Source organism: Ectopseudomonas guguanensis (assembly GCF_900104265.1).
Lineage (GTDB): Bacteria > Pseudomonadota > Gammaproteobacteria > Pseudomonadales > Pseudomonadaceae > Aquipseudomonas > Aquipseudomonas guguanensis.
In genome coordinates this window covers 91323-110919 of record NZ_FNJJ01000008.1, presented here as the reverse complement: position 1 = coordinate 110919, position 19597 = coordinate 91323, and the positions used below count along the sequence as shown (strand labels likewise).

Genomic DNA, 19597 nt, shown 5'->3' with positions numbered 1-19597 from the left:
GGGGATCGAAAGCGATCAGCGGCGCGCGCCGCGTACCCCTTCGGCCAGTTCGCGGCACAGGCCGAGCACGCCGTCGATAGCCTGCTGCGGGCTCTTCGCCTCGGCGATCTTGTCGATCAGCGCCGAGCCGACCACCGCGCCCTCGGCGCGCCTGGCTACTTCGGCGGCGTGCTCCGGGGTGCGGATGCCGAAGCCGATGCACAGCGGCAGATCGGTGTGGCGACGCAGGCGGGCCACGGCTTCCTCGACGTGATCCATGGTCGCCGCGCCGGCGCCGGTCACGCCGGCCACCGACACGTAGTAGACGAAGCCGGAGCTGCCAGCCAGCACGGTGGGCAGGCGGTCGTCGTCGGTGGTCGGGGTGGTCAGGCGGATGAAGTCCATGCCTGCGCTCTGCGCCGGCTCGCACAGCTCGTCGTTGTGCTCCGGCGGCAGGTCGACCACGATCAGACCGTCGACGCCGGCCTCTTTGGCGTCGCTGATGAAGCGCTCGACGCCGTAGACGAAGATCGGGTTGTAGTAGCCCATCAGCACCAGCGGCGTGCTCTGGTTGCCCTCGCGAAATTCGCGAACCATCTGCAGCGTCTGCTGCATGCCCTGCTTGCCGGCCAGCGCGCGGATGTTGGCGAGCTGGATGGCCGGGCCGTCGGCCATCGGGTCGGTGAACGGCATGCCCAGTTCGATCACGTCGGCGCCAGCGTCCGGCAGGCCCTTGAGGATGCTCAGCGAGGTGGCGTAGTCGGGGTCGCCGGCGGTGATGAAGGTCACCAGCGCGGCGCGGTTTTCCGCTTTCAGTTCGGCGAAACGGTTCTGCAGGCGGCTCATGCGTGCTTCTCCTGGTTGTCCTGCATGTGGTGCATCACGGTCTGCATGTCCTTGTCGCCACGACCGGACAGGTTGATCACCATCAGGTGATCCTTGGGCAGCTTCGGCGCACGCTTGAAGGTTTCGGCCAGCGCATGAGCGCTTTCCAGGGCCGGGATGATGCCTTCCAGGCGGCAGCACTGGTGGAAGGCCTCGAGGGCTTCGTCATCGCTGATCGGCACGTATTCGACGCGCTTGATCTCGTGCAACCAGGCGTGTTCCGGGCCGACGCCGGGGTAGTCGAGGCCGGCGGAAATCGAGTGGGCATCGGTGATCTGGCCGTCGTCGTCCTGCAGCAGGAAGGTGCGGTTGCCGTGCAGCACGCCCGGCGCGCCGCCGGCCATGCTCGCCGCATGCTTGCCGGTGTCGATGCCGTGGCCGGCCGCCTCGACGCCGACGATCTGCACGCCTTCGTCATCGAGGAAGGGGTGGAACAGGCCGATGGCGTTGGAGCCACCGCCGATGCAGGCCACCAGCGAGTCGGGCAGACGCCCTTCCTTGGCCAGGATCTGCTCGCGCACTTCGTTGCCGATCACCGACTGGAAGTCGCGGACCATGGCCGGGTACGGGTGCGGGCCCGCTGCGGTGCCGATCAGGTAGAAGGTGTTGTGAACGTTGGTCACCCAGTCGCGCAGGGCCTCGTTCATGGCGTCCTTGAGGGTGCCGGTGCCGGCGGTGACCGGAATCACCTCGGCGCCGAGCAGCTTCATGCGGAAGACGTTGGCCTGCTGGCGGTCGATGTCGGTGGTGCCCATGTAAACCACGCACTGCATGCCGAAACGCGCGGCCACGGTGGCGGTGGCCACGCCGTGCATGCCGGCGCCGGTCTCGGCGATGATGCGCTGCTTGCCCATGCGCTTGGCCAGGAGGATCTGGCCGATGCAGTTGTTGATCTTGTGCGCGCCGGTGTGATTGAGGTCTTCGCGCTTGAGGTAGATCTTCGCCCCGCCGAAGTGCTGACTCAGGCGTTCGGCGTAATACAGCGGGCTGGCGCGGCCGATGTAGTCGCGCTGGAAGTAGGCCAGCTCTTCGAGGAAGGCCGGATCGCTCTTGGCCTTCTCGTACTCGGCGGCCAGCGAGTTGATCAGCGGCATCAGGGTTTCGGCGACGAACTGACCACCGAAGCGGCCGAACAGGCCGCGAGCGTCGGGGCCGGTACGAAATGAGGTCATGGCGTGCTCCTTGTCGACAGCCAATGGCTAGCAGGGCGAGTGAGTGATGGGTTCATTCTACCCCTGGCCGAGATGGGGAAAAGCGATTAGATTGCAGTGACATGTCAGAAAAAGTCACAAATCCATGAGTCGTGAACTGCCTCCACTCAACGCCCTGCGAGCCTTCGAGGCCTCGGCGCGCCTTATGAGCATCAGCCGTGCCGGGGAAGAGCTACACGTGACCCACGGTGCCATCAGCCGACAAATCCGTGCTCTGGAAGAACAGCTTGCCGTGAGCCTTTTCGAAAAGGACGGCCGTGGCGTCAAGCTCACCGCCGCCGGTCTTCGCCTGCGCGATGCCGCTGCGGAGGCCTTCGAGCGCCTGCGCGATACCTGCGCCACGCTGCGCCGCGAAACCGAGGAGCGTCCCTTCGTGCTCGGCTGCCCGGGCAGCCTGCTGGCGCGCTGGTTCATCCCGCGCCTGGATCGCCTGCAGCGCGAACTGCCCGAGCTGCGCCTGCAACTCTCGGCCAGCCAGGGCGAGCTGGACCCGCGCAGCGCCGAGGTGGACGCCACCCTGCTGTTCGCCGACCCGCCCTGGCCGGCCGACATGCAGGTGTTCGAGCTGGCGGCCGAGCGCATCGGCCCGGTGCTGAGCCCGCGCTACGCCAACCATGCGCGCTTGGCGGCGGCTTCAGCCGATGCGCTGTATACCGAAGCCTTGCTGCACACCACCTCGCGCCCGCAGGCCTGGCCACAGTGGGCGCAGGCCAAGGGGCTGGCGCCCGAGCGACTGCAGCAGGGCCAGGGTTTCGAACATCTCTATTACCTGCTGGAGGCAGCCGCTGCCGGGCTCGGTGTCGCCATCGCGCCACAGACGCTGGTGGCTGACGACCTGTGCGCCGGTCGCCTGGTGGCGCCCTGGGGCTTCGTCGAGACCAGCGGCTGCCTGGCGCTGTGGACGCGTCGCGCCGACCCGCGCAGCGAGCGTCTGGCGCGCTGGCTGCGCGAAGAGCTGGCGTGAACGCCGGCGCCTCGTCAGATCGCATGGCGCAAGGCGCGACGCCAGTGCACCAGCGTTAGATGACACTTACATCCGTGCGGCTAGTCTGAAGAAGTACCTTCAAGCCACAGGAGTTCTGTCATGACCGATCACCACACCTACAAGAAGATCGAAATCGTCGGCTCGTCCCGCACCAGCATCGAGGATGCCATCGAGAACGCCCTGGCCGAGTGCGCCAAGAGCGTGCGCAACATGGACTGGTTCGAGGTGGTCGACACGCGCGGCCATATCGAGAACGGCAAGGTGGGTCACTATCAGGTCACGCTCAAGGTCGGCTTTCGCCTGAGCGGTAGCTGATGCCCTGAGCGTTGAGAAAGGCGAAGAAGGCTTCACGGCTGGAATAGCGTGGCTGGTAGCCGAATTCGTCTTTCAGCCGCTGGTTGCTCAGTACCGGCCGGTAGCGCAGGAAATCCAGCTGCTCCGGGCCGTACTGGCTCAGCCCCAGCGGCTTGAGCAGGCGCAGCGCGCCGGCCAGCAGCATCGCCGGCAGCGGGCGGTAGGGCTTGCCCAGTATCTCGGCGATTTCCGCCAGGCTCAGTGCGCCGTCACCGGCCAGGTTGTAGATGCCTTCGCTGGCTTGCTCCAGCCCCTGGCGGATGATGCCGACCACATCCTGCTCCCAGATGAACACGAAGCGGCTGTCGTGGCCGCGTACGCCGAGCACGGCGTGTTTCTTGAACAGGTCGCTGACCGGGTTGTTCAGGCGACGGCCGAGAATGGTGCCGGGGCGCAGGATCAGCTGACGCAACTGCGGATGCTGGGCGCGGCTGCGTGCCAGCAGCTGCTCGATCTCTAGCTTGTGCCGGGCGTAGGCGAAGTGCGGATGGCCGCGCAGGGGATGCTGCTCGTCGATCCATTCGGCGTTGTCCGGTGTGTAGCCGTAGGCGGCGCCGGAGCTGGTGACGATCAGCTGGCGTACGCCATTGACCGCGGCGCTGTCCACCAGGCATTGGGTGCCGCCGACTTCGATGGCATGCAGGTGCGCCTCGCTCATGTCGCGTGGCGGCCTTATCACCGTGGCCAGGTGGACGATGGCGTCCGGCTTCCAGCCGGCGATGCAGGCGCGTACCTGCGCCGGGCGGCCCATGTCGAGGAGGACCGGCTCGACATTGGCTTTCAGCCCACGGCTGTCGAGGGGACGAATGTCCGCGGCGATCAGGGTCCATTCGGGGTGCTGGATGGCCAGTTCGTCGAGCAGTTGATGGCCGATGAAGCCGGCTGCGCCGGTGATCAGAATGCGCATGGGTATCTCCCCGCGGCGCAGAGCGTCCGCCTGGCCCGTTCGATCGCGGCAAGCACGGCGGTGCTTGCTGGGCATGCGCTGAGCAGGCCTGGTGTCTGTAGTTGTCAGCCCTCTGCCAGTCTAGGTCGAGGAATGCCGCCAGGTGGCGGGGGAGCTGGCTATTGGCCATGCCTGTGCGCGCGAGCCGACCAACGGTGTGGCCTCGTGCACAGCGCGCACGGCGATCGCTGGCGAGCTCCTGGCGATTCGGGCAAGCTGGCGGCGCACGTTCAGGGAGGAATGCCATGTTCAGATCGCTGCTGATGCTGCTGGTCGCGCTGTCGCTCGGCGGCTGCATCGAGAGTGAAGCTCCGCTCGTCGAAGAGCGCCGTCTGTTGCTCAGCGGGGAGGATTTCTCCGCCTACGACGCGCCGGATGGTGGTCGTTACGAGAAGCTGGTGACCTACGCGGCGCGCAGCATCGACCTCAGCTTCGAGAGCGAAGGCAGCGACTGGTTCTACCTCTACAGCGGCGTCTCGCTCTATCCGCGTGCCAGCGACGCGCTGATGACCAGCTACGCGGAAACCTTCGGCGCTTCGTTCGGCCTGCGCGGCAGCGGCCTGGTGGAGCAGGAGCTGCCGCTGCAGACCAAACTGGCCGCGCGCGCCAGCCTCAAGCTGCTGACCCAGGACGGTGAGCCGGTGGGCAACCTGTTCTATGCCACGGTGGGCAACAAGTCGATGTTCGCCATTTTCACCGGCGTCTACTTCGAGCGTGCCGAGGATTTCGAGGCCTTCGTCGCGCCCAAGCTCCTCGCCCTGCGCCAGTACGAGCATGATGATCCGCTGCTGACCTGGGCCGGCAGGACGCTCGGTTTCGGCGAATAGCCGCCGTGCGCCAAGCGCTCCCGTATCGCGGCCGGGTTGGCCATGGTCGGGAATATCTGCACAGTGGTGCGCACGGCGCACCTACGACCGCCCTCAGCCATACGCCGGTGACAAGAACGTCCACCGCCCAGTAGGGTGCGCCATGCGCACCAATGTTCTACAGATCGCAGCCGGATATTCGAGGGTATCGGAGTGCGGCCCGGGCGGCGTCGGACACCCTGAAAGCCCGGCAGGAGGCGGTAGACCGTCTAGCCGAAGAACCAGTAGCACACGCCGATGGCGGCGATGATCCCGGCCGCGTCGGCGACCAGCGCGCAGCCCACCGCATGCCGCGCACGCTGCAGGCCGACGGCGCCGAAGTACACCGCCAGCACGTAGAAGGTGGTTTCGGTACTGCCCTGCACCGTGGCCGCGACTAGCGCCGGGAAGCTGTCGACGCCGAAGTTCTCCATGGTCTCGATCAGCATGGCGCGCGCGGCGCCACCGGAGAACGGCTTCATCAGTGCGGTGGGCAGGGCATCGACGAAACGGGTATCCCAGCCCAGCGCCTCGACCAGCCAGCGGATGCCGTCGAGGCCGAAATCCAGGGCGCCGGAGGCGCGCAGCACACCAATGGCGCAGAGCATGGCCACCAGGTACGGCAGTAGGCTCTTGGCCACGTCGAAGCCTTCCCTGGCACCCTCGATGAAGCTTTCGTACACCGCCACCCGGCGCAGCGCACCGACCACCAGAAACAGCAGGATCAGACCGAACAGGGTAAGGTTGCCGAGCAGCGAGGACAGCGCCGCCAGGGCCGCGGCGCTCATGCCGGCGAGCAGCGCCATGAAGCTGCCGAGCAGCAACGCGGAAGGAATCAGGTAGGCCAGTACCACCGGGTCCCACAGGCGCAGGCGTTGCACCAGCGCCACCGCCAGCAGCCCGGCCAGCGTCGAGGCGCTGGTGGCGAGCAGGATCGGCAGGAACACCAGGGTCGGGTCCTCGGCGCCCTGCTGCACGCGGTACATGAAGATCGATACCGGCAGCAGGGTCAGTGACGAGGTGTTGAGCACCAGGAACAGAATCTGCGCATTGCTCGCGGTGGTGGCGCTGGGGTTGAGATCCTGCAGGGCACGCATGGCTTTCAGGCCGATGGGTGTGGCGGCGTTGTCCAGGCCCAGGCCATTGGCGGCGAAGTTCATGCTGATCAGCCCCAGTGCCGGATGGCCGCGCGGCACCTCCGGCATCAGGCGGGCGAACAGTGGGCCGAGCAGGCGCGCCAGCAGATCGACCAGGCCGGCCTTCTCGGCGATACGCAGCAGGCCCAGCCACAGCGTCAGGGTGCCGAACAGCACCACCATCAGCTCCACCGAGAGCTTGGCCATGGCGAACAGGCTCTCGACCATGGCAGCGAACACGCTGGCGTCGCCGCCTAGCAGCCAGCGCGCCAGGGCGGCGACGGCGCCCAGCAGAAAAAAGCTCAGCCACAGGCCATTGAGCATTGCGATCCCCCTTAGCTCGAAGTCGCGAGCGACGCCTTCCTGGGTGTCCTTCTCCCGGCGGGAAAAGCTGGCGCGGGGAGCCGGATGACGGAGGGCATGCCGTTATGGCGGGGGATGATAACGCGCCGGCAGTCTCCAGGGGACAACCGGCAAACTGCCGTCACTCAATACCAGTTGGGATCGTTGCGCAGCTGCTCCATCAGCATCTGCCGGATTTCCTCGTCGGGGTCGCCCAGCCAGCGCAGGCTGGCGTGTTCGCTGGGCGCGCGGTCTTCCGGCAGGCCGTCCGGCACCTGTACGTAAAGCGCATAGGCGTCGTCGTCCTGCCATTCGAAGGCGACATAGGCGCGCTGGCTGAAGCACTTGTGCGCTTCGCACACCTGGCCGACCAGATAGCGATCACCGTCAGCTTCCACGGCTTGCATCGGGGTGGACAGGCCACTGAGATTGATCAGCCAGTCCGGCAGGCGTTCTTCGTTCTTGACCAGGTCCTGCCAGGCTTCGCGGTACTCGGCGTTACTGCTCAGCAACTCGCCGGGATGGAAACTGGCGTCGCGGTCGGCGGCTTGCGCCGCCAGGGCGCCGCCCAGCAACAGGGCGGCAGCGATGGCGTGAATCGATTGCATCCAGGTCTCCCTGCGTCACATCCGAGGGCGACGGCCCATCACGAACGAGATGATGAACAGCACCAGGAACACTACGAACAGAATCTTGGCAATACCTGCAGCGGTGCCGGCGATACCACCGAAGCCCAGTACAGCGGCGATGATGGCGATGATCAGGAAAGTGACTGCCCAACTTAGCATGGTGTTTCTCCTCGATGGATCAATGGGGAATGGCCCAGGCAGGCCAGGGGTCTTGCGCGTTGCTTGGGACCGATGGCTGGGGTTCAGCGCCCGTGGGCAGCTCCAGCTCGGCGGTGTTGCGGCTCGCACACAGGGTCTGGCCAATCAGCAGGACGCTGGCGAGCATCAGGCTGAGCAGAAGCAGCAGGCTGGCCAATACCAGAGCGACTATCCACATGGCGGTTCTCCTGTTGCGTTCGAGGCGGATGGCGTGGCATTCCGTCTCTTCCTTTCTTGCATCGCGACCGGTGCATGACCGGCTACCCAAACAGGACATTGCAGCGCCCGTGCCAGACTGCCGTTTTGATTAAAATTGTTTTAAATCAATTATTTAAAAGTGGGTGATGGCCTGTGGTGGCGGGCATCCTGCCCGAATGCGGTTTTCTCGGTCGTGCGTTTTGCCCGACGGCGCAGAGCTTGCCGAGCGCTGCGACGGGCTAGAACGGTCGCCCGTCGACTGCACAGTCGGTATACTCGCTGCGCCCGTGTGCCATGCGGGTTCCGCGCCCAGAACAACAACCGCGCCGCGAGTCTCGAGCCGATGAACGACTACGAACAGGAAGACCCGATTCCCCAGGGTGACCTCGCCCTGCAGATCACTGCGTTACCGCGCGAGACCAATGGTTTCGGTGACATCTACGGCGGCTGGCTGGTATCGCAGATGGACCTCGCCGGCACCGCGATGGCGAGCAAGGTCGCAGGCGGCCGCGTGGCGACCGTGGCTATCGATCGAATGGCCTTCCTGGTGCCGGTGGCGGTGGGTGCGCAGCTGTCCTTCTATACCCAGGCGCTGGAGATCGGCCGCAGTTCGATCCAGATGATGGTCGAGGTATGGAGCGACGATCCGTTGTCCAATGAATGGCGCAAGGTCACCGAAGCGGTGTTCGTCTTCGTCGCCATCGATGGCAGTGGCCGCACCCGTCCGGTGCCGCCGCGCCGCGGCTGAGCGAGTTCGCGCCGTAGCAGCGAATCGCAGAAATGAAAACGCCGGCTTCAGCCGGCGTTTTCATTGGGTCCTGGCGATCAGCCGCGGATATTGTAGATGTCCTTCTCGTTGCTTTCCGCGTAGGCGTACAGGCGCTGCAGGTAGGCCTTCTGGTGTTCCCAGACCTTGGCGGCAGCGGGGTCGGCCGCGGCGCTGGCCTCGACCACCTCGGCAGCCACTTCCTTCAGGCGCGCCAGCACTTCGTCCGGCAGGCGGCGTACTTCCACGCCATCGGCCTTGAGCTGTTCCATGGCTTCCATGTTCTTGGCGTTGTAGTCGTCGAGCATGTCGCCGTTGACGTCGCGAGCGGCGGCGCGAACGATGGCTTTCAGGTCAGCCGGCAGGGTTTCCCAGGCCTTGAGGTTGACGTCCAGTTCGAACAGCACGCTCGGCTCCTGCCAGCCCGGGGTGTAGTAGTACTTGGCAGCCTTGTGCAGGCCCAGGGCCAGGTCGTTGTACGGGCCGATCCACTCGGTGGCGTCGATGGCGCCGGTCTGCATGGCGGTAAAGATCTCGCCGGCCGGCATGTTGACCACGGTGCCGCCCATCTTGGTCAGCACTTCGCCGCCCAGACCCGGGGTCCGCATCTTCAGGCCCTTGAAGTCGTCGACCGAGTTGATTTCCTTGTTGAACCAGCCGGCGGTCTGCACGCCGGTGTTGCCGCAGGCCATCGGCAGCACGCCAAACGGCTTGTACACCTCTTCCCACAGCTGCTGGCCACCGCCACGGTGCAGCCAGGCGTTCATTTCCTGGGCATTCGGGCCGAACGGCGAGGCGCAGAAGAACTGTGCGGCCGGGACCTTGCCCTTCCAGTAGTACGGCGCTCCGTGGCCCATTTCGGCGGTGCCGCGGGAGACTGCATCGAACACTTCCAGAGCTGGTACCAGCTCACCGGCGGCGTACACCTTGACCTTCAGGCGGCCGTTGCTCATTTCATCGACCAGCCTGGCGAAGCGCTCGGCCCCCACGCCGACGCCCGGGAAGTTCTTCGGCCAGGAGGTGACCATCTTCCAGTTGAAGGTCTGGGAACTCGAACCCTCTTGGGGGGCGGCGCTCTTGGCCTCTTCTTTACAGCCAGCCAGTGCGGTTGCTGCAAGGCCTACGCCCGCTGCGGCGAGTATGTCGCGACGTTTCATGCAATGCTCCTTCTTGTTGTATTGGTCTTACCACGGGATCGCCGGAGGTAGACCGGGCGTGAATAACATAGGGGGTCGTGACCTACAAGCCTAGCCAATACGACTAAAGTTGTACGGGCATTGCTGCGATACCGAGAGCCTGCCTAGAATCGCCGGCCTGCGGCCCACAAGGACGCCGGCGGCGTGACGTGCAGCCAACCGGTTTGCTGTCTGTCTCCTACTCATAACGATAAAGGACTCACTATGTCCGACAAGCCTTCATTTCCCCTCGCTCTTGCAAATCTAATCGACGCTCTGAACAGCGTGTTCGGCAAGGCCTGCGCTTGGTTGACCGTATTTCTGGTGATCGGTACCGCCATCGTCGTGGTGCTGCGTTACGGTTTCGGTATTGGCGCTACCGCACTGCAGGAGGCAGTTCTGTACGCCCACGCGCTGGTCTTCATGGGTGCCGCGGCCTGGGTGCTGCAGCGCAACGGCCATGTGCGCGTCGACATCTTCTACCAGAAGTTCAGCGGCCGCCGTCAGGCGCTGGTGGAGATTCTCGGTAATCTGCTGTTCCTGCTGCCGGTGGCGCTGTTTCTCGGCTGGGCCAGCTGGGACTACGTCAGCAATTCCTGGTCGACGCGCGAAGCGTCCGGCGAGTCCGGCGGGCTCAAGTTCGTCTATCTGCAGAAAAGCATCATCCTGGTACTGGTGGTAAGCCTGGTACTGCAGGGCATTTCCAACCTGATCAAGGCGCTCTACGTTATCAGCGGTCGCCTGCCGGCTCCGGAGGTGAAGCATGGCTGAGTTGATGGCGATTCTGCTGTTCGTCAGTATCTGCGTGGCCTTGATGGCCGGCTTCCCGGTGGCCTTTACCCTGGCCGGTGTGTCCCTGCTGTTCGCCGCCATCGGCGTCGTCACCGGCACCTTCGACCCCGGCTACCTCAGCGCCCTGCCCAACCGCCTGTTCGGCATCATGAACAACCAGACCATGCTGGCCGTGCCGCTGTTCGTGTTCATGGGGGTGATGCTGGAACGCTCGCGGGTGGCCGAGGATCTGCTCGAGTCCATGTCGCGCCTGTTCGGCACCCTGCGTGGCGGTCTGGCGATTTCCGTGTGCGTGGTTGGCGCGTTGCTGGCTGCCAGCACCGGCATCGTCGGTGCCACGGTTGTGACCATGGGCCTGCTGGCACTGCCGACCATGCTCCGTCGCGGCTACGATCCGGCCATTTCCACCGGCACCCTGGCTGCCACCGGCACGCTGGGGCAGATCATCCCGCCATCCATCGTGCTGGTGCTGCTCGGCGACGTGATGTCCAGCGCCTATCAGCAGGCGCAGCTGAAGATGGGCATCTTCTCGCCGAAGACCGTCTCGGTCGGCGACCTGTTCGTCGGTGCGCTGCTGCCCGGTCTGCTGCTGGTCGGCCTGTACATCGTCTACATCATCGCCACCGCGATCTTCCAGCCGAAGAAGCTGCCGGCGTTGCCGCAGGAGGAGCTCGGTCCGATCGAGTGGGGCAAGCTGATCAAGGCCCTGGTGCCGCCGCTGATTCTGATCGGCGCGGTGCTCGGCTCGATCCTCGCCGGCTACGCCACGCCGACCGAGGCTGCTGCCCTGGGCGCGGTGGGTGCCATGCTGCTGGCGCTGAGCAAGGGCAAGCTGAACTTCGGCCAGCTGCGTGAAGTGGCCTATGGCACCACCGAAATCAGCGCCATGGTCTTCATGATCCTGATCGGTGCCTCGCTGTTCTCCCTGGTGTTCCGCGGCTTCGGTGGCGAAGCGCTGATCGAGGACGTGTTCGCGCAGCTGCCAGGCGGGGTGCTCGGCGCCTTCTTCCTGGTGATGGTGGTGATCTTCCTGCTCGGCTTCATCCTCGACTTCATCGAGATCACCTTCGTGGTGGTGCCGATCGTCGGGCCGGTGCTGCTGGCCATGGGGCTCGACCCGATCTGGCTGGGCGTGATGATCGCGCTGAACCTGCAGACTTCCTTCCTCACGCCGCCGTTCGGCTTCGCGCTGTTCTACCTGCGCGGCGTGACACCGAAGTCGGTGGCCACCAGCACTATCTATAAAGGCGTGGTGCCTTTCATCCTGATCCAGATTCTGCTGCTGGTGATCGCCTACATCTTCCCGGGCCTGATCACCTGGCTGCCGGAACAGGTCTACGGCAAGTAGGTCATAGCTTGCAGTCAACAGACGCCCGTCCCTGTGACGGGCGTTTTGCTTCTTGCGTTGTCACACTACCGGTCATCTATCTCAACGAGAGGTCGTCATGAGCACCGCCCAAGTCGAACGTGTGGAACTGGACCAACTGACCTGCTGGCGCATTCGCGTCGCCGGCAGCGAGCTGCTGGTGGCCCAGCAGGGCGCGCAGATTCTCGGTTACCGCCAGGGCGAGCAGCCGCCGCTGATCTGGCTGAGCCCGGACGCAGCCTATCGGGCTGGACAAAGCGTGCGCGGCGGCGTGCCGATCTGCTGGCCCTGGTTCGGCGATCTGCGGCGCAATCCGCAGGCGGTGCAGGCGCACTATCAGCTGGAGCAGGCACCGGCTCATGGCCTGGTGCGGGCGCTGGACTGGGAGCTGCTGGGCATCGACGAGGAGGACGACGCGGTCACCCTGCGTTTCGCCTACGACACGCGCAACCAGCCGCTGGAAGGGTGGCCCCGGGATGTCGGCCTGACCTTCTTCGTGCGCCTGGCGCAGGACCTCGGCATGAGCCTGGAAACCCACAATCGCGGTGATACGCCGCTGACCCTGAGCCAGGCCCTGCACACCTACTTCGCCGTCAGCGACGTGCGCCAGGTCAGCGTCGAGGGGCTGCAGGCCTGTCGCTATATCGACACCCTGCAGGACTGGCAGGAACTGCGTCAGCAGGACGCGCCGGTATTTGCCGCGGAAACCGATCGCATCTATCTCGACACGCCTGCACGACTGAGCATCGTCGATCCGGGTTGGGGCCGACGCATTCATCTGGATGCCCGTGGTTCACGCTCGGCCGTGCTGTGGAATCCCTGGATCGACAAGGCCAGGCGTCTGTCGCAGTTTCCCGATGACGCCTGGCAGAACATGCTGTGCATCGAGACGGCCAACGTGCTGGAGGACGTCGTGCAGCTGAAAACCGACGAACGGCACCGACTCGACCTGCGGCTTTCCAGCGAGACGCTTGAACACTAAGCGTCACGCTCCGACGCCGGCCGCCTGGCACAAAGCCAGTACCCGAAACAGCGGTCGGCGTCACATAAAAAAGTATCACTTTGCCATTAAATGTGATGCGCCACTAATTTGCTAGTAAGTTATTTCCTACAACTAGCGAAGAATATGTCCCCTCTGCCAAAACATAGATGACAACTTGTTCGAAGTGCAGGACAAGTACTCGGTACTGACGTTCCGGTAATATTTTGAAAGATGTCCTCGAATGTTAGGCATTTCACACTTCAAGCGGTTGCCCACCTCTGGACATGGGGCTAGGATGCCCGACCTATAAGGATCTTGCGCAAGTTGTTGCACAAACAGCTGCGCAAAAAGTTGCGCACTGCGGTGTTTTTGCTGTGGTCTGATGGCCATTTGCAATGTCGCGGAAGTTGCCCACTTTATATAGTCGAGTCATGGAATGACGTACTCCAGCAAGCTCACCGCTCATTATCTGAATCTGGCCAAGACCCCTATTAATGAGGGCAACTTCGCGGGTGAAGATGTGCGCTATTCCAGCGAATACGAAATGCTGGAAACCGAGCTGGGCAAGGCCTCCTCGCTGCACGAAACCGGCGCCATCGACTGGCAGAAGGTGCGTGAGGGCAGCGAGCACCTGCTGACCAATCAATCCAAGGATTTGCGTGCCGCCACCTGGCTGACCTGGGGCCTGTTCCAGCGCGAATCCTTCGCCGGCCTGCAGGCCGGCCTGAACCTGCTGCACTACCTCTGCGAGCACCACTGGCACGAGCTGCACCCGCGCAAGGCGCGGACCCGCGCCGCCGCCATCAACTGGCTGCTGCCGCGCCTGGAACAGGCGCTGGCCGAACACGTACCGATCAGCGAGCAGCTGCCGCTGTTTCGCCGTCTTGCCGAACACCTGCATGGTCTGGAAGCCGCCCTGTCCAGCCACCTCGGCGAGGACTCGCCGCTGCTGCTGCCGCTGTGCCGCCGCCTCGACGAGCAGATCAAGCGCGCCAGCCAGGGCCAGGCCGAGCCGGGCGCGGTGGGCGCCGCAATCGCCCAGGTCAAGCAGGTCGCCACCCAGATCATCACCGGCAGCGGCCCCATCGAAAGCGAGAAGGATGCGCACAAGGCCCTGCGCGGCCAGCAGGACGCCGCCCGCCCACTGTGCGCCTGGTGGCTGAAGAACAAGGCCACCGACCTCAAGCCGCTGCGCCTGGCGCGTACCCTGCTGTGGCTGCCCATCGAGTCACTGCCCGAGCGCAACGCCGAACAGATCACCGCCCTGCGCGGTCTGCCGGCCGACAAGCTGGCGTCGTACAAGGAGCGCTTCGCCCAGGGCGCCTACGCCGACCTGCTCGCCGATCTGGAAGCCAGCATTGCCCGTGCGCCGTTCTGGCTCGATGGCCAGCGCCTGGTCTGGGAATGCCTGCAGGAGCTCAAGGCCGAGCAGGCCATGCGCGAGGTGGAAATCCAGCTCGCCCTGTTCCTGCAGCGCGTGCCCGGCCTCGACGAGCTGCGCTTCCACGACGGTGTGCCCTTCGCCGATGCCGAAACCCGCGCCTGGATCGGCGCCCATGTGCTGCCGCACCTGCAGGCCCCGGAAGTGGAAAAGAAACCTGCCGCCAGCGAGCAGGGCGCCACGCCGCCCTGGGAAGAGGCGCTGCAGCAGGTGCTCCCCGGCCTGCGCAAGGACGGCCTGAAGGCCGCCGTGCAGCAGCTCAAGCAGGGCATGTCGCGCGCCCGTGGCGGCCGCGAACGCTTCTTCTGGCAACTGACCCTGGCCCGCCTGTGCTTCGCCGCGAAGAAGTACGACCTGGCCAAGACCCAACTCGAATCGCTCGACCAGACGCTGCAGGCCTCGGGCCTCGGCGAGTGGGAACCCGATCTCGCCCTGGATGTGCTGCGCCTGCTGCACAACTGCTGCGAGCTGCTGCCGCAGAACCATGCGGTGCGCGACAGCAAAGACGAGATCTATCGCAGGTTGTGCCACCTCGACCTCGAGGTGGTGCTGGAGTAAGGCGCCAATACGCCAATCAAGGCCCCCGGGCCATCAACGCAAAGGAGAACAGCCATGGCCAAAGAAGGCTCGGTAGCCCCCAAGGAACGCATCAACGTCACCTTCAAACCCGCCACTGGCGGCGCCCAGGAAGAAATCGAACTGCCCCTGAAACTCATGGTGCTCGGCGATTTCACCCAGCGTGCCGACGATCGCAAGATCGAAGACCGCAAGCCCATCAGCATCGACAAGAACAGCTTCGACGAAGTGCTGGCCAAGCAGGAACTGAACCTGACCTTCGCCGTGCCGAACCGTCTGCAGGACGAGCAGACCGATGACGAGCTCGCCGTGCAGCTGCGCATCAACTCCATGAAGGACTTCAACCCCGCCAACCTGGTCGAGCAGGTACCGGAGCTGAAGAAGCTGATGGAACTGCGCGACGCCCTGGTCGCCCTCAAAGGCCCGCTGGGCAACGCCCCGGCCTTCCGCAAGGCGATCGAGAGCGTGCTTTCCGACGACGACTCGCGCGACCGCGTGCTCGGCGAACTGGGCCTGGCCGCCAAAGACAAGCTGGATTCCTGATCCCCACTGACAAGGACGCATATTCATGAGCACGACTAGCGCAGCCGTAGAAAGCAGCCACAGCGCCGCCGAATTCGGCATTCTCGACCGCATCATCGCCGAAACCAAACTGACTCCCGATGACGAGGCCTACGACATCGCCAAGCGCGGCGTATCGGCCTTCATCGAAGAGCTGCTCAAGCCGCAGAACGAAAACGAGCCGGTGAAGAAGGCCATGGTCGACCGCATGATCGCGGAGATCGACGCCAAGCTCAGCCGGCAGATGGACGAGATCCTCCACCACCCGGACTTCCAGGCCCTGGAATCCTCCTGGCGTGGCCTCAAGCTGCTGGTGGATCGCACCAACTTCCGCGAGAACATCAAGCTGGAAATCCTCAACGCCTCCAAGCAGGATCTGCTCGATGACTTCGAAGACAGCCCGGAGATCGTGCAGTCCGGCCTGTACAAGCACATCTACACCGCCGAGTACGGCCAGTTCGGTGGCCAGCCGGTCGGCGCCCTGATCGCCAACTACTACTTCGACCCGAGCGCCCCGGACGTCAAGACCCTGCAGTACGTCGCCTCGGTGGCCTGCATGTCCCACGCCCCGTTCATCGCCTCGGCCGGCCCGAAATTCTTCGGCCTGGAAACCTTCACCGGCCTGCCGGACCTGAAGGACCTCAAGGACCACTTCGAAGGCCCGCAATTCACCAAGTGGCAGAGCTTCCGCGAGCAGGAAGACGCCCGCTACGTCGGCCTGACCGTACCGCGCTTCCTGCTGCGCAACCCGTACGATCCGGAAGACAACCCGGTGAAGACCTTCGTCTACAAGGAAAACGTGGCCAACAGCCACGAGCACTACCTGTGGGGCAACACCGCCTACGCCTTCGCCAGCCGTCTGACCGACAGCTTCGCCAAGTTCCGCTGGTGCCCGAACATCATCGGCCCGCAGAGCGGTGGCGCGGTGGAAGACCTGCCGCTGCACCACTTCGAGAGCATGGGCGAGATCGAGACCAAGATCCCTACCGAGGTGCTGGTTTCCGACCGTCGCGAGTACGAGCTGGCCGAGGAAGGCTTTATCGCCCTGACCATGCGCAAGGGCAGCGACAACGCCGCGTTCTTCTCCGCCAACTCGGCGCAGAAGCCGAAGTTCTTCGGCATCAGCGAAGAAGGCAAGACCGCCGAGCTGAACTACAAGCTGGGCACCCAGCTGCCGTACATGTTCATCGTCAACCGCCTGGCCCACTACCTGAAAGTGCTGCAGCGCGAGCAGATCGGCGCCTGGAAGGAGCGTACCGACCTCGAGCTGGAACTGAACAAGTGGATTCGCCAGTACGTGGCCGACCAGGAGAACCCCAGCTCCGAAGTGCGTAGCCGCCGTCCGCTGCGCGCCGCCCAGGTCATCGTCAGCGATGTCGAAGGCGAGCCGGGCTGGTACCGCGTCAGCCTGAACGTGCGCCCGCACTTCAAGTACATGGGTGCCGACTTCACCCTGTCGCTGGTCGGCAAGCTGGACAAGGAGTAAGCAGCCATGGCCTACGGCAGCCTGTTCGAGCGCCTCGGTGGCGAGGCCGGCCAACGTGCCGGCTGGAGCCGCGAGGTCGCCGCCATGGCCTCGGTGGCTGCCCATCTGGCCAAGATGCTCAGCACCCGTGCGGGCAGTGTGCAGACGCTGCCCGACTACGGGTTGCCCGATTTGAACGATATGCGCCTGTCGCTGCACGACTCGCTGCAGCAGGCGCGTATCGCCATCGAACGCTTTATCGAAGCGTACGAACCCCGACTGACCCAGGTGCGCGTGATTTCCCTGCCGCGCACTCATGACCCGCTGCGCCAGGCCTTCGCCATCGACGCGATGCTGGAGATGGATGGCGTCAGGCGTCAGGTCAGTTTCTCCGCGAGCCTGGACGGCAGCGGTCAGGTCAAGGTCAACCCAGGAGCCTCACATGTCCGGTAAACCCGCAGCCCGCCTCGGCGATCCCACCGCCTGCCCGATTCCCGGCCACGGCACCAACCCGATCGCCGCCGGCTCGCCCGACGTGCTGTTCGACAGCCTGCCCGCCGCGCGCATGGGCGATGCCTCCGCCTGCGGCGGCGCCATGGCCGGCGCGGTGATTCCGAACGTGCTGATCAATGGTAAGCCGGCGGCTGTGGTGGGCTCGGTGGGGAGCCACGGCAATGTGGTGATTGGCGGATCGGGGACGGTGATTATTGGGGCTAGTGGCGGCGGGGCGGCGGTCAGCCCGGTTGCTCCGCTTTCTCTGGCCGGAGCGGCAGCAACTGTCGTCAACGCCCTTGTTCCCCCGGTACAAGCGGCTGAACAGCCAGGGCTGGATTACAGCATTAGCCTAAAGCGTGGAGGCAATCGTGTACTGACGCCCCTGATGATTCCCGACTATGAAGAGTTGGCTCAAGGTACTACGAAGAATCAGGAAACCATCGATTTCCTGATACGCAATCGCAGGCAGGAGGCCGACAGACTGACTCTGGAGGTCTTCGATGGTGAAGCGTTGCTTTACAGCGAAACCGATACCGCGTCGTTGCTACCCGAGGGGGAGCACCTCTGGCAGTGGGACGGTTACAGCAACACGGGTGTTCTCGATACCAAGGTGTTGAAAAGCGCCGATCTGTTTATCCGGCTTACCGCTATCAGGGGCTCTGAGCAGCAGGTGAGCGAATTCAAGTTGACGAACAAGGCCCAAGAAGTGGAGTGGGTCGATGTTCGAGTGGATCGTAGCGCCGGAGAGGTAAATGTCACCGTGCGACCGAGTTTTTCGGACGGAGGTATAGAGGGTAGTAATAGCCATATAACTGCCTTGAGTTACCAAACGCTAGAGCACTTGGCAAAGGCTGGCATTGAATTTTACTGGTCGCGCAGCGGAGATCGTGCGCTGGGTATCGGAGTCCCAGTAAATACTAGTGTGGGGAGCTATAAGGTCAGTGTCACGGCTGACATTAATATCGAGCCAAAGGCAAAAAACTTCCCGCTTGTTGAAAACCTGACAAACGATGGTGGACGCTCAACCAGTTTCGGGGTGTTCCGGAAAATCCACCATAACCTGGGTTATGCCTATTTCAAGTTCGTGGTTGAGAGTAATACGCCATCTAGGTGGTCTGATGGACAGGACTTCGCTGATGGGCTGTTCAAAGAGACTGCCGCTCATGAGTTTGGGCATTTAGTGCTTAATGAATATGGCGATGGTGGTCTGATCCCACAGTATTCGTGGACTCATAAGAGCACATCGACCCTGTGGCAAAGTGAAAAACCTAATAACCCGATGCCGGTGACTGGTGAAATAGACATTATGCACTATCACAGTACGCAGGTTTACTGGAAAGACAGATTTAGCCGCATGGTGGCGTCTGAAAACGATGTTAAAGGTTTAGTGTGGCTGGGCCGGATAAAATTCAATGATTAAAAGACTATTCATTGTGATATTTCTGATGCCAGTGATCGCTTGTACATCTCAAGTGACGCGTCACAATGTCGTGCTGTTCGAAAATAGCTGTGCAGAAGAGTTGACGGTTGAAGCCGAGAATAGATCTAACTTTGATCTGTCGCCATATCAGACGCCTCTTGCGCCAAGAAAACAGGCCGTTGTTGCCTCCTATATGGCTTACACAGAGAGTGTTACCGATCAAGTGCAGAGTGACTATAAGCTCAGGGTCTTTTTTGGTAGAGGCAAGGTATTGAGTTTAGGTAGGGATGAATTAATCGAGCGGCTATCGGGGATGAAGCCTGTGGTGAAAGGTAATAGCCATATATGGATTTTCAGCGATAGTTCATTGTGCTCGGAGTAGTTGGATTAATGATATTTCGTAATTCCTGTGCACGCGTGGCAACGGCATAATTAGGAAAGGCTGATGATTAAGCGCCTCCTGTGGTTCTACTCGCTCCTTGCTGTTGGCTGCAGCGCGCAACCGAAAACGGTGCATATCGTCGATTTCGAGAATGTATGCAATTACCCCGTCGAGATATCTGTTCGCGAATATTCCAATGGCAAGGGACCGTTCGCGCCCGGTCAGAGCCTAGCAGCGGGCGAATCCGTTGAGGTGCTTTCCTATATCTCGTTTAGCGAAAGGCTAGAGGAGAGCATTCCGGATGCCTACCGTCTGGATATTGAGGCGCAAGGAAAATCGGTTGTGCTTGACAAGGAGAGCTTCCTTGCACAGCTGACACGCTCTTCGGTCGAGCGCAAAGGCCACACCCCAGTCATATGGAAGATCCGCGATACAACCTTGTGTCCGTGACATCAAGCCTAGGGATGA

Annotated in this window: 22 protein-coding genes; 14 read left to right on the top strand and 8 right to left on the bottom strand. The window is 63.2% G+C overall.

Going from position 1 to position 19597, the window contains the following annotated elements; genetic code table 11:
* Positions 1–15 precede the first annotated feature (15 nt).
* Both trpA and trpB read right to left on the bottom strand, forming a co-directional pair.
* The gene (trpA, locus tag BLS61_RS13265; RefSeq protein ID WP_090431547.1) at positions 16–825 is read right to left on the bottom strand and encodes a tryptophan synthase subunit alpha; all 810 of its coding nucleotides are present in this window, start codon (positions 823–825) and stop codon (positions 16–18) included.
* Positions 822–2036 (bottom strand): tryptophan synthase subunit beta, encoded by a 1215-nt coding sequence (gene trpB / locus BLS61_RS13260; protein ID WP_090431545.1) that lies wholly within the window; start codon positions 2034–2036, stop codon positions 822–824. The genes trpA and trpB overlap by 4 nt, the downstream gene beginning before the upstream one ends.
* Before the next feature lie 124 nt (positions 2037–2160).
* Here trpB and BLS61_RS13255 point away from each other — a divergent pair, with 124 nt between their 5' ends.
* Together BLS61_RS13255 and BLS61_RS13250 are read left to right on the top strand one after the other, a co-directional pair.
* A complete protein-coding gene (locus tag BLS61_RS13255; protein WP_090431543.1) occupies positions 2161–3039 on the top strand; it encodes a LysR family transcriptional regulator in 879 nt (292 codons plus the stop codon).
* A gap of 120 nt (positions 3040–3159) precedes the next feature.
* Positions 3160–3375: a dodecin gene (locus BLS61_RS13250; RefSeq protein WP_090431542.1), complete on the top strand. Its 216-nt coding sequence runs from the start codon at positions 3160–3162 to the stop codon at positions 3373–3375.
* Here the strand turns inward: BLS61_RS13250 and BLS61_RS13245 are convergent.
* Positions 3344–4321, bottom strand: a complete 978-nt coding sequence (locus BLS61_RS13245; RefSeq protein ID WP_090431540.1) for an NAD-dependent epimerase/dehydratase family protein — start codon at positions 4319–4321, stop codon at positions 3344–3346. The genes BLS61_RS13250 and BLS61_RS13245 overlap by 32 nt on opposite strands.
* A gap of 284 nt (positions 4322–4605) precedes the next feature.
* Between BLS61_RS13245 and BLS61_RS13240 the strand changes: the two genes are divergently transcribed.
* Complete coding sequence (locus BLS61_RS13240; protein WP_090431538.1) at positions 4606–5187, top strand: hypothetical protein; 582 nt, start codon at positions 4606–4608, stop codon at positions 5185–5187.
* A 248-nt stretch (positions 5188–5435) separates the two neighbouring features.
* Here the strand turns inward: BLS61_RS13240 and BLS61_RS13235 are convergent, their stop codons facing one another.
* The 4 genes from BLS61_RS13235 to BLS61_RS13220 all read right to left on the bottom strand — a co-directional run bounded on the left by BLS61_RS13235 (position 5436) and on the right by BLS61_RS13220 (position 7688).
* Complete coding sequence (locus tag BLS61_RS13235; RefSeq protein ID WP_090431536.1) at positions 5436–6665, bottom strand: nucleoside recognition domain-containing protein; 1230 nt, start codon at positions 6663–6665, stop codon at positions 5436–5438.
* Positions 6666–6829: 164 nt separating this feature from the next.
* A complete protein-coding gene (locus BLS61_RS13230; RefSeq protein ID WP_090431534.1) occupies positions 6830–7291 on the bottom strand; it encodes an inhibitor of vertebrate lysozyme family protein in 462 nt (153 codons plus the stop codon).
* A gap of 15 nt (positions 7292–7306) precedes the next feature.
* Positions 7307–7471 (bottom strand): DUF1328 domain-containing protein, encoded by a 165-nt coding sequence (locus tag BLS61_RS13225; protein WP_024306218.1) that lies wholly within the window; start codon positions 7469–7471, stop codon positions 7307–7309.
* 19 nt (positions 7472–7490) lie between these two features.
* On the bottom strand, positions 7491–7688 hold the full coding sequence (locus BLS61_RS13220) for a hypothetical protein (RefSeq protein ID WP_090431532.1): 198 nt from the start codon (positions 7686–7688) through the stop codon (positions 7491–7493).
* Positions 7689–8051: 363 nt separating this feature from the next.
* On the opposite strand from BLS61_RS13220, the gene BLS61_RS13215 reads away from it, so the two are divergent.
* Complete coding sequence (locus tag BLS61_RS13215) at positions 8052–8456, top strand: acyl-CoA thioesterase (protein WP_013713264.1); 405 nt, start codon at positions 8052–8054, stop codon at positions 8454–8456.
* Between the two features lie 77 nt (positions 8457–8533).
* Here the strand turns inward: BLS61_RS13215 and BLS61_RS13210 are convergent, their stop codons facing one another.
* Positions 8534–9631, bottom strand: a complete 1098-nt coding sequence (locus BLS61_RS13210) for a TRAP transporter substrate-binding protein (protein ID WP_090431530.1) — start codon at positions 9629–9631, stop codon at positions 8534–8536.
* Between the two features lie 243 nt (positions 9632–9874).
* On the opposite strand from BLS61_RS13210, the gene BLS61_RS13205 reads away from it, so the two are divergent.
* The 10 genes from BLS61_RS13205 (at position 9875) to BLS61_RS13165 (ending at position 19579) form a co-directional block, all read left to right on the top strand.
* Positions 9875–10420 carry a TRAP transporter small permease subunit gene (locus BLS61_RS13205; protein WP_090431528.1) on the top strand — a complete coding sequence of 182 codons (546 nt, stop codon included), beginning with the start codon at positions 9875–9877 and terminating at the stop codon, positions 10418–10420.
* Entirely contained in the window at positions 10413–11789 is a 1377-nt protein-coding gene (locus tag BLS61_RS13200; protein WP_090431526.1) for a TRAP transporter large permease, read from the top strand. Before BLS61_RS13205 ends, BLS61_RS13200 begins: the two co-directional genes overlap by 8 nt.
* A gap of 97 nt (positions 11790–11886) precedes the next feature.
* Positions 11887–12789: a D-hexose-6-phosphate mutarotase gene (locus BLS61_RS13195; protein WP_090431524.1), complete on the top strand. Its 903-nt coding sequence runs from the start codon at positions 11887–11889 to the stop codon at positions 12787–12789.
* A 436-nt stretch (positions 12790–13225) separates the two neighbouring features.
* Entirely contained in the window at positions 13226–14788 is a 1563-nt protein-coding gene (gene tssA / locus BLS61_RS13190) for a type VI secretion system protein TssA (RefSeq protein ID WP_090431522.1), read from the top strand.
* Between the two features lie 54 nt (positions 14789–14842).
* Complete coding sequence (gene tssB, locus BLS61_RS13185; protein ID WP_003242063.1) at positions 14843–15349, top strand: type VI secretion system contractile sheath small subunit; 507 nt, start codon at positions 14843–14845, stop codon at positions 15347–15349.
* A 25-nt stretch (positions 15350–15374) separates the two neighbouring features.
* Positions 15375–16853 carry a type VI secretion system contractile sheath large subunit gene (tssC, locus tag BLS61_RS13180; protein WP_090431520.1) on the top strand — a complete coding sequence of 493 codons (1479 nt, stop codon included), beginning with the start codon at positions 15375–15377 and terminating at the stop codon, positions 16851–16853.
* Between the two features lie 6 nt (positions 16854–16859).
* Positions 16860–17285 carry a type VI secretion system baseplate subunit TssE gene (gene tssE, locus BLS61_RS13175; protein WP_003242065.1) on the top strand — a complete coding sequence of 142 codons (426 nt, stop codon included), beginning with the start codon at positions 16860–16862 and terminating at the stop codon, positions 17283–17285.
* A complete protein-coding gene (locus BLS61_RS13170; RefSeq protein ID WP_090431518.1) occupies positions 17275–18747 on the top strand; it encodes a PAAR domain-containing protein in 1473 nt (490 codons plus the stop codon). The genes tssE and BLS61_RS13170 overlap by 11 nt, the downstream gene beginning before the upstream one ends.
* Complete coding sequence (locus BLS61_RS23465; protein WP_139205557.1) at positions 18740–19129, top strand: hypothetical protein; 390 nt, start codon at positions 18740–18742, stop codon at positions 19127–19129. Before BLS61_RS13170 ends, BLS61_RS23465 begins: the two co-directional genes overlap by 8 nt.
* Before the next feature lie 63 nt (positions 19130–19192).
* Complete coding sequence (locus tag BLS61_RS13165) at positions 19193–19579, top strand: hypothetical protein (RefSeq protein ID WP_090431516.1); 387 nt, start codon at positions 19193–19195, stop codon at positions 19577–19579.
* Positions 19580–19597 lie beyond the last annotated feature (18 nt).

Excerpts from the sequence above, each read along its gene's own strand:
- trpA (WP_090431547.1), bottom strand. The coding sequence starts at position 825 with ATGAGCCGCCTGCAGAACCGTTTCGCCGAACTGAAAGCGGAAAACCGC.
- BLS61_RS13170 (WP_090431518.1), top strand. The coding sequence starts at position 17,275 with ATGTCCGGTAAACCCGCAGCCCGCCTCGGCGATCCCACCGCCTGCCCG.
- tssA (WP_090431522.1), top strand. The coding sequence starts at position 13,226 with ATGACGTACTCCAGCAAGCTCACCGCTCATTATCTGAATCTGGCCAAG.
- BLS61_RS13235 (WP_090431536.1), bottom strand. The coding sequence starts at position 6,665 with ATGCTCAATGGCCTGTGGCTGAGCTTTTTTCTGCTGGGCGCCGTCGCC.
- BLS61_RS13240 (WP_090431538.1), top strand. The coding sequence starts at position 4,606 with ATGTTCAGATCGCTGCTGATGCTGCTGGTCGCGCTGTCGCTCGGCGGC.
- BLS61_RS13165 (WP_090431516.1), top strand. The coding sequence starts at position 19,193 with ATGATTAAGCGCCTCCTGTGGTTCTACTCGCTCCTTGCTGTTGGCTGC.
- BLS61_RS13255 (WP_090431543.1), top strand. The coding sequence starts at position 2,161 with ATGAGTCGTGAACTGCCTCCACTCAACGCCCTGCGAGCCTTCGAGGCC.
- BLS61_RS13210 (WP_090431530.1), bottom strand. The coding sequence starts at position 9,631 with ATGAAACGTCGCGACATACTCGCCGCAGCGGGCGTAGGCCTTGCAGCA.
- BLS61_RS13200 (WP_090431526.1), top strand. The coding sequence starts at position 10,413 with ATGGCTGAGTTGATGGCGATTCTGCTGTTCGTCAGTATCTGCGTGGCC.
- BLS61_RS13195 (WP_090431524.1), top strand. The coding sequence starts at position 11,887 with ATGAGCACCGCCCAAGTCGAACGTGTGGAACTGGACCAACTGACCTGC.
- tssC (WP_090431520.1), top strand. The coding sequence starts at position 15,375 with ATGAGCACGACTAGCGCAGCCGTAGAAAGCAGCCACAGCGCCGCCGAA.
- BLS61_RS13250 (WP_090431542.1), top strand. The coding sequence starts at position 3,160 with ATGACCGATCACCACACCTACAAGAAGATCGAAATCGTCGGCTCGTCC.
- BLS61_RS13220 (WP_090431532.1), bottom strand. The coding sequence starts at position 7,688 with ATGTGGATAGTCGCTCTGGTATTGGCCAGCCTGCTGCTTCTGCTCAGC.
- BLS61_RS13230 (WP_090431534.1), bottom strand. The coding sequence starts at position 7,291 with ATGCAATCGATTCACGCCATCGCTGCCGCCCTGTTGCTGGGCGGCGCC.
- BLS61_RS13215 (WP_013713264.1), top strand. The coding sequence starts at position 8,052 with ATGAACGACTACGAACAGGAAGACCCGATTCCCCAGGGTGACCTCGCC.
- BLS61_RS13225 (WP_024306218.1), bottom strand. The coding sequence starts at position 7,471 with ATGCTAAGTTGGGCAGTCACTTTCCTGATCATCGCCATCATCGCCGCT.
- tssB (WP_003242063.1), top strand. The coding sequence starts at position 14,843 with ATGGCCAAAGAAGGCTCGGTAGCCCCCAAGGAACGCATCAACGTCACC.
- BLS61_RS23465 (WP_139205557.1), top strand. The coding sequence starts at position 18,740 with ATGATTAAAAGACTATTCATTGTGATATTTCTGATGCCAGTGATCGCT.
- BLS61_RS13205 (WP_090431528.1), top strand. The coding sequence starts at position 9,875 with ATGTCCGACAAGCCTTCATTTCCCCTCGCTCTTGCAAATCTAATCGAC.
- tssE (WP_003242065.1), top strand. The coding sequence starts at position 16,860 with ATGGCCTACGGCAGCCTGTTCGAGCGCCTCGGTGGCGAGGCCGGCCAA.
- trpB (WP_090431545.1), bottom strand. The coding sequence starts at position 2,036 with ATGACCTCATTTCGTACCGGCCCCGACGCTCGCGGCCTGTTCGGCCGC.
- BLS61_RS13245 (WP_090431540.1), bottom strand. The coding sequence starts at position 4,321 with ATGCGCATTCTGATCACCGGCGCAGCCGGCTTCATCGGCCATCAACTG.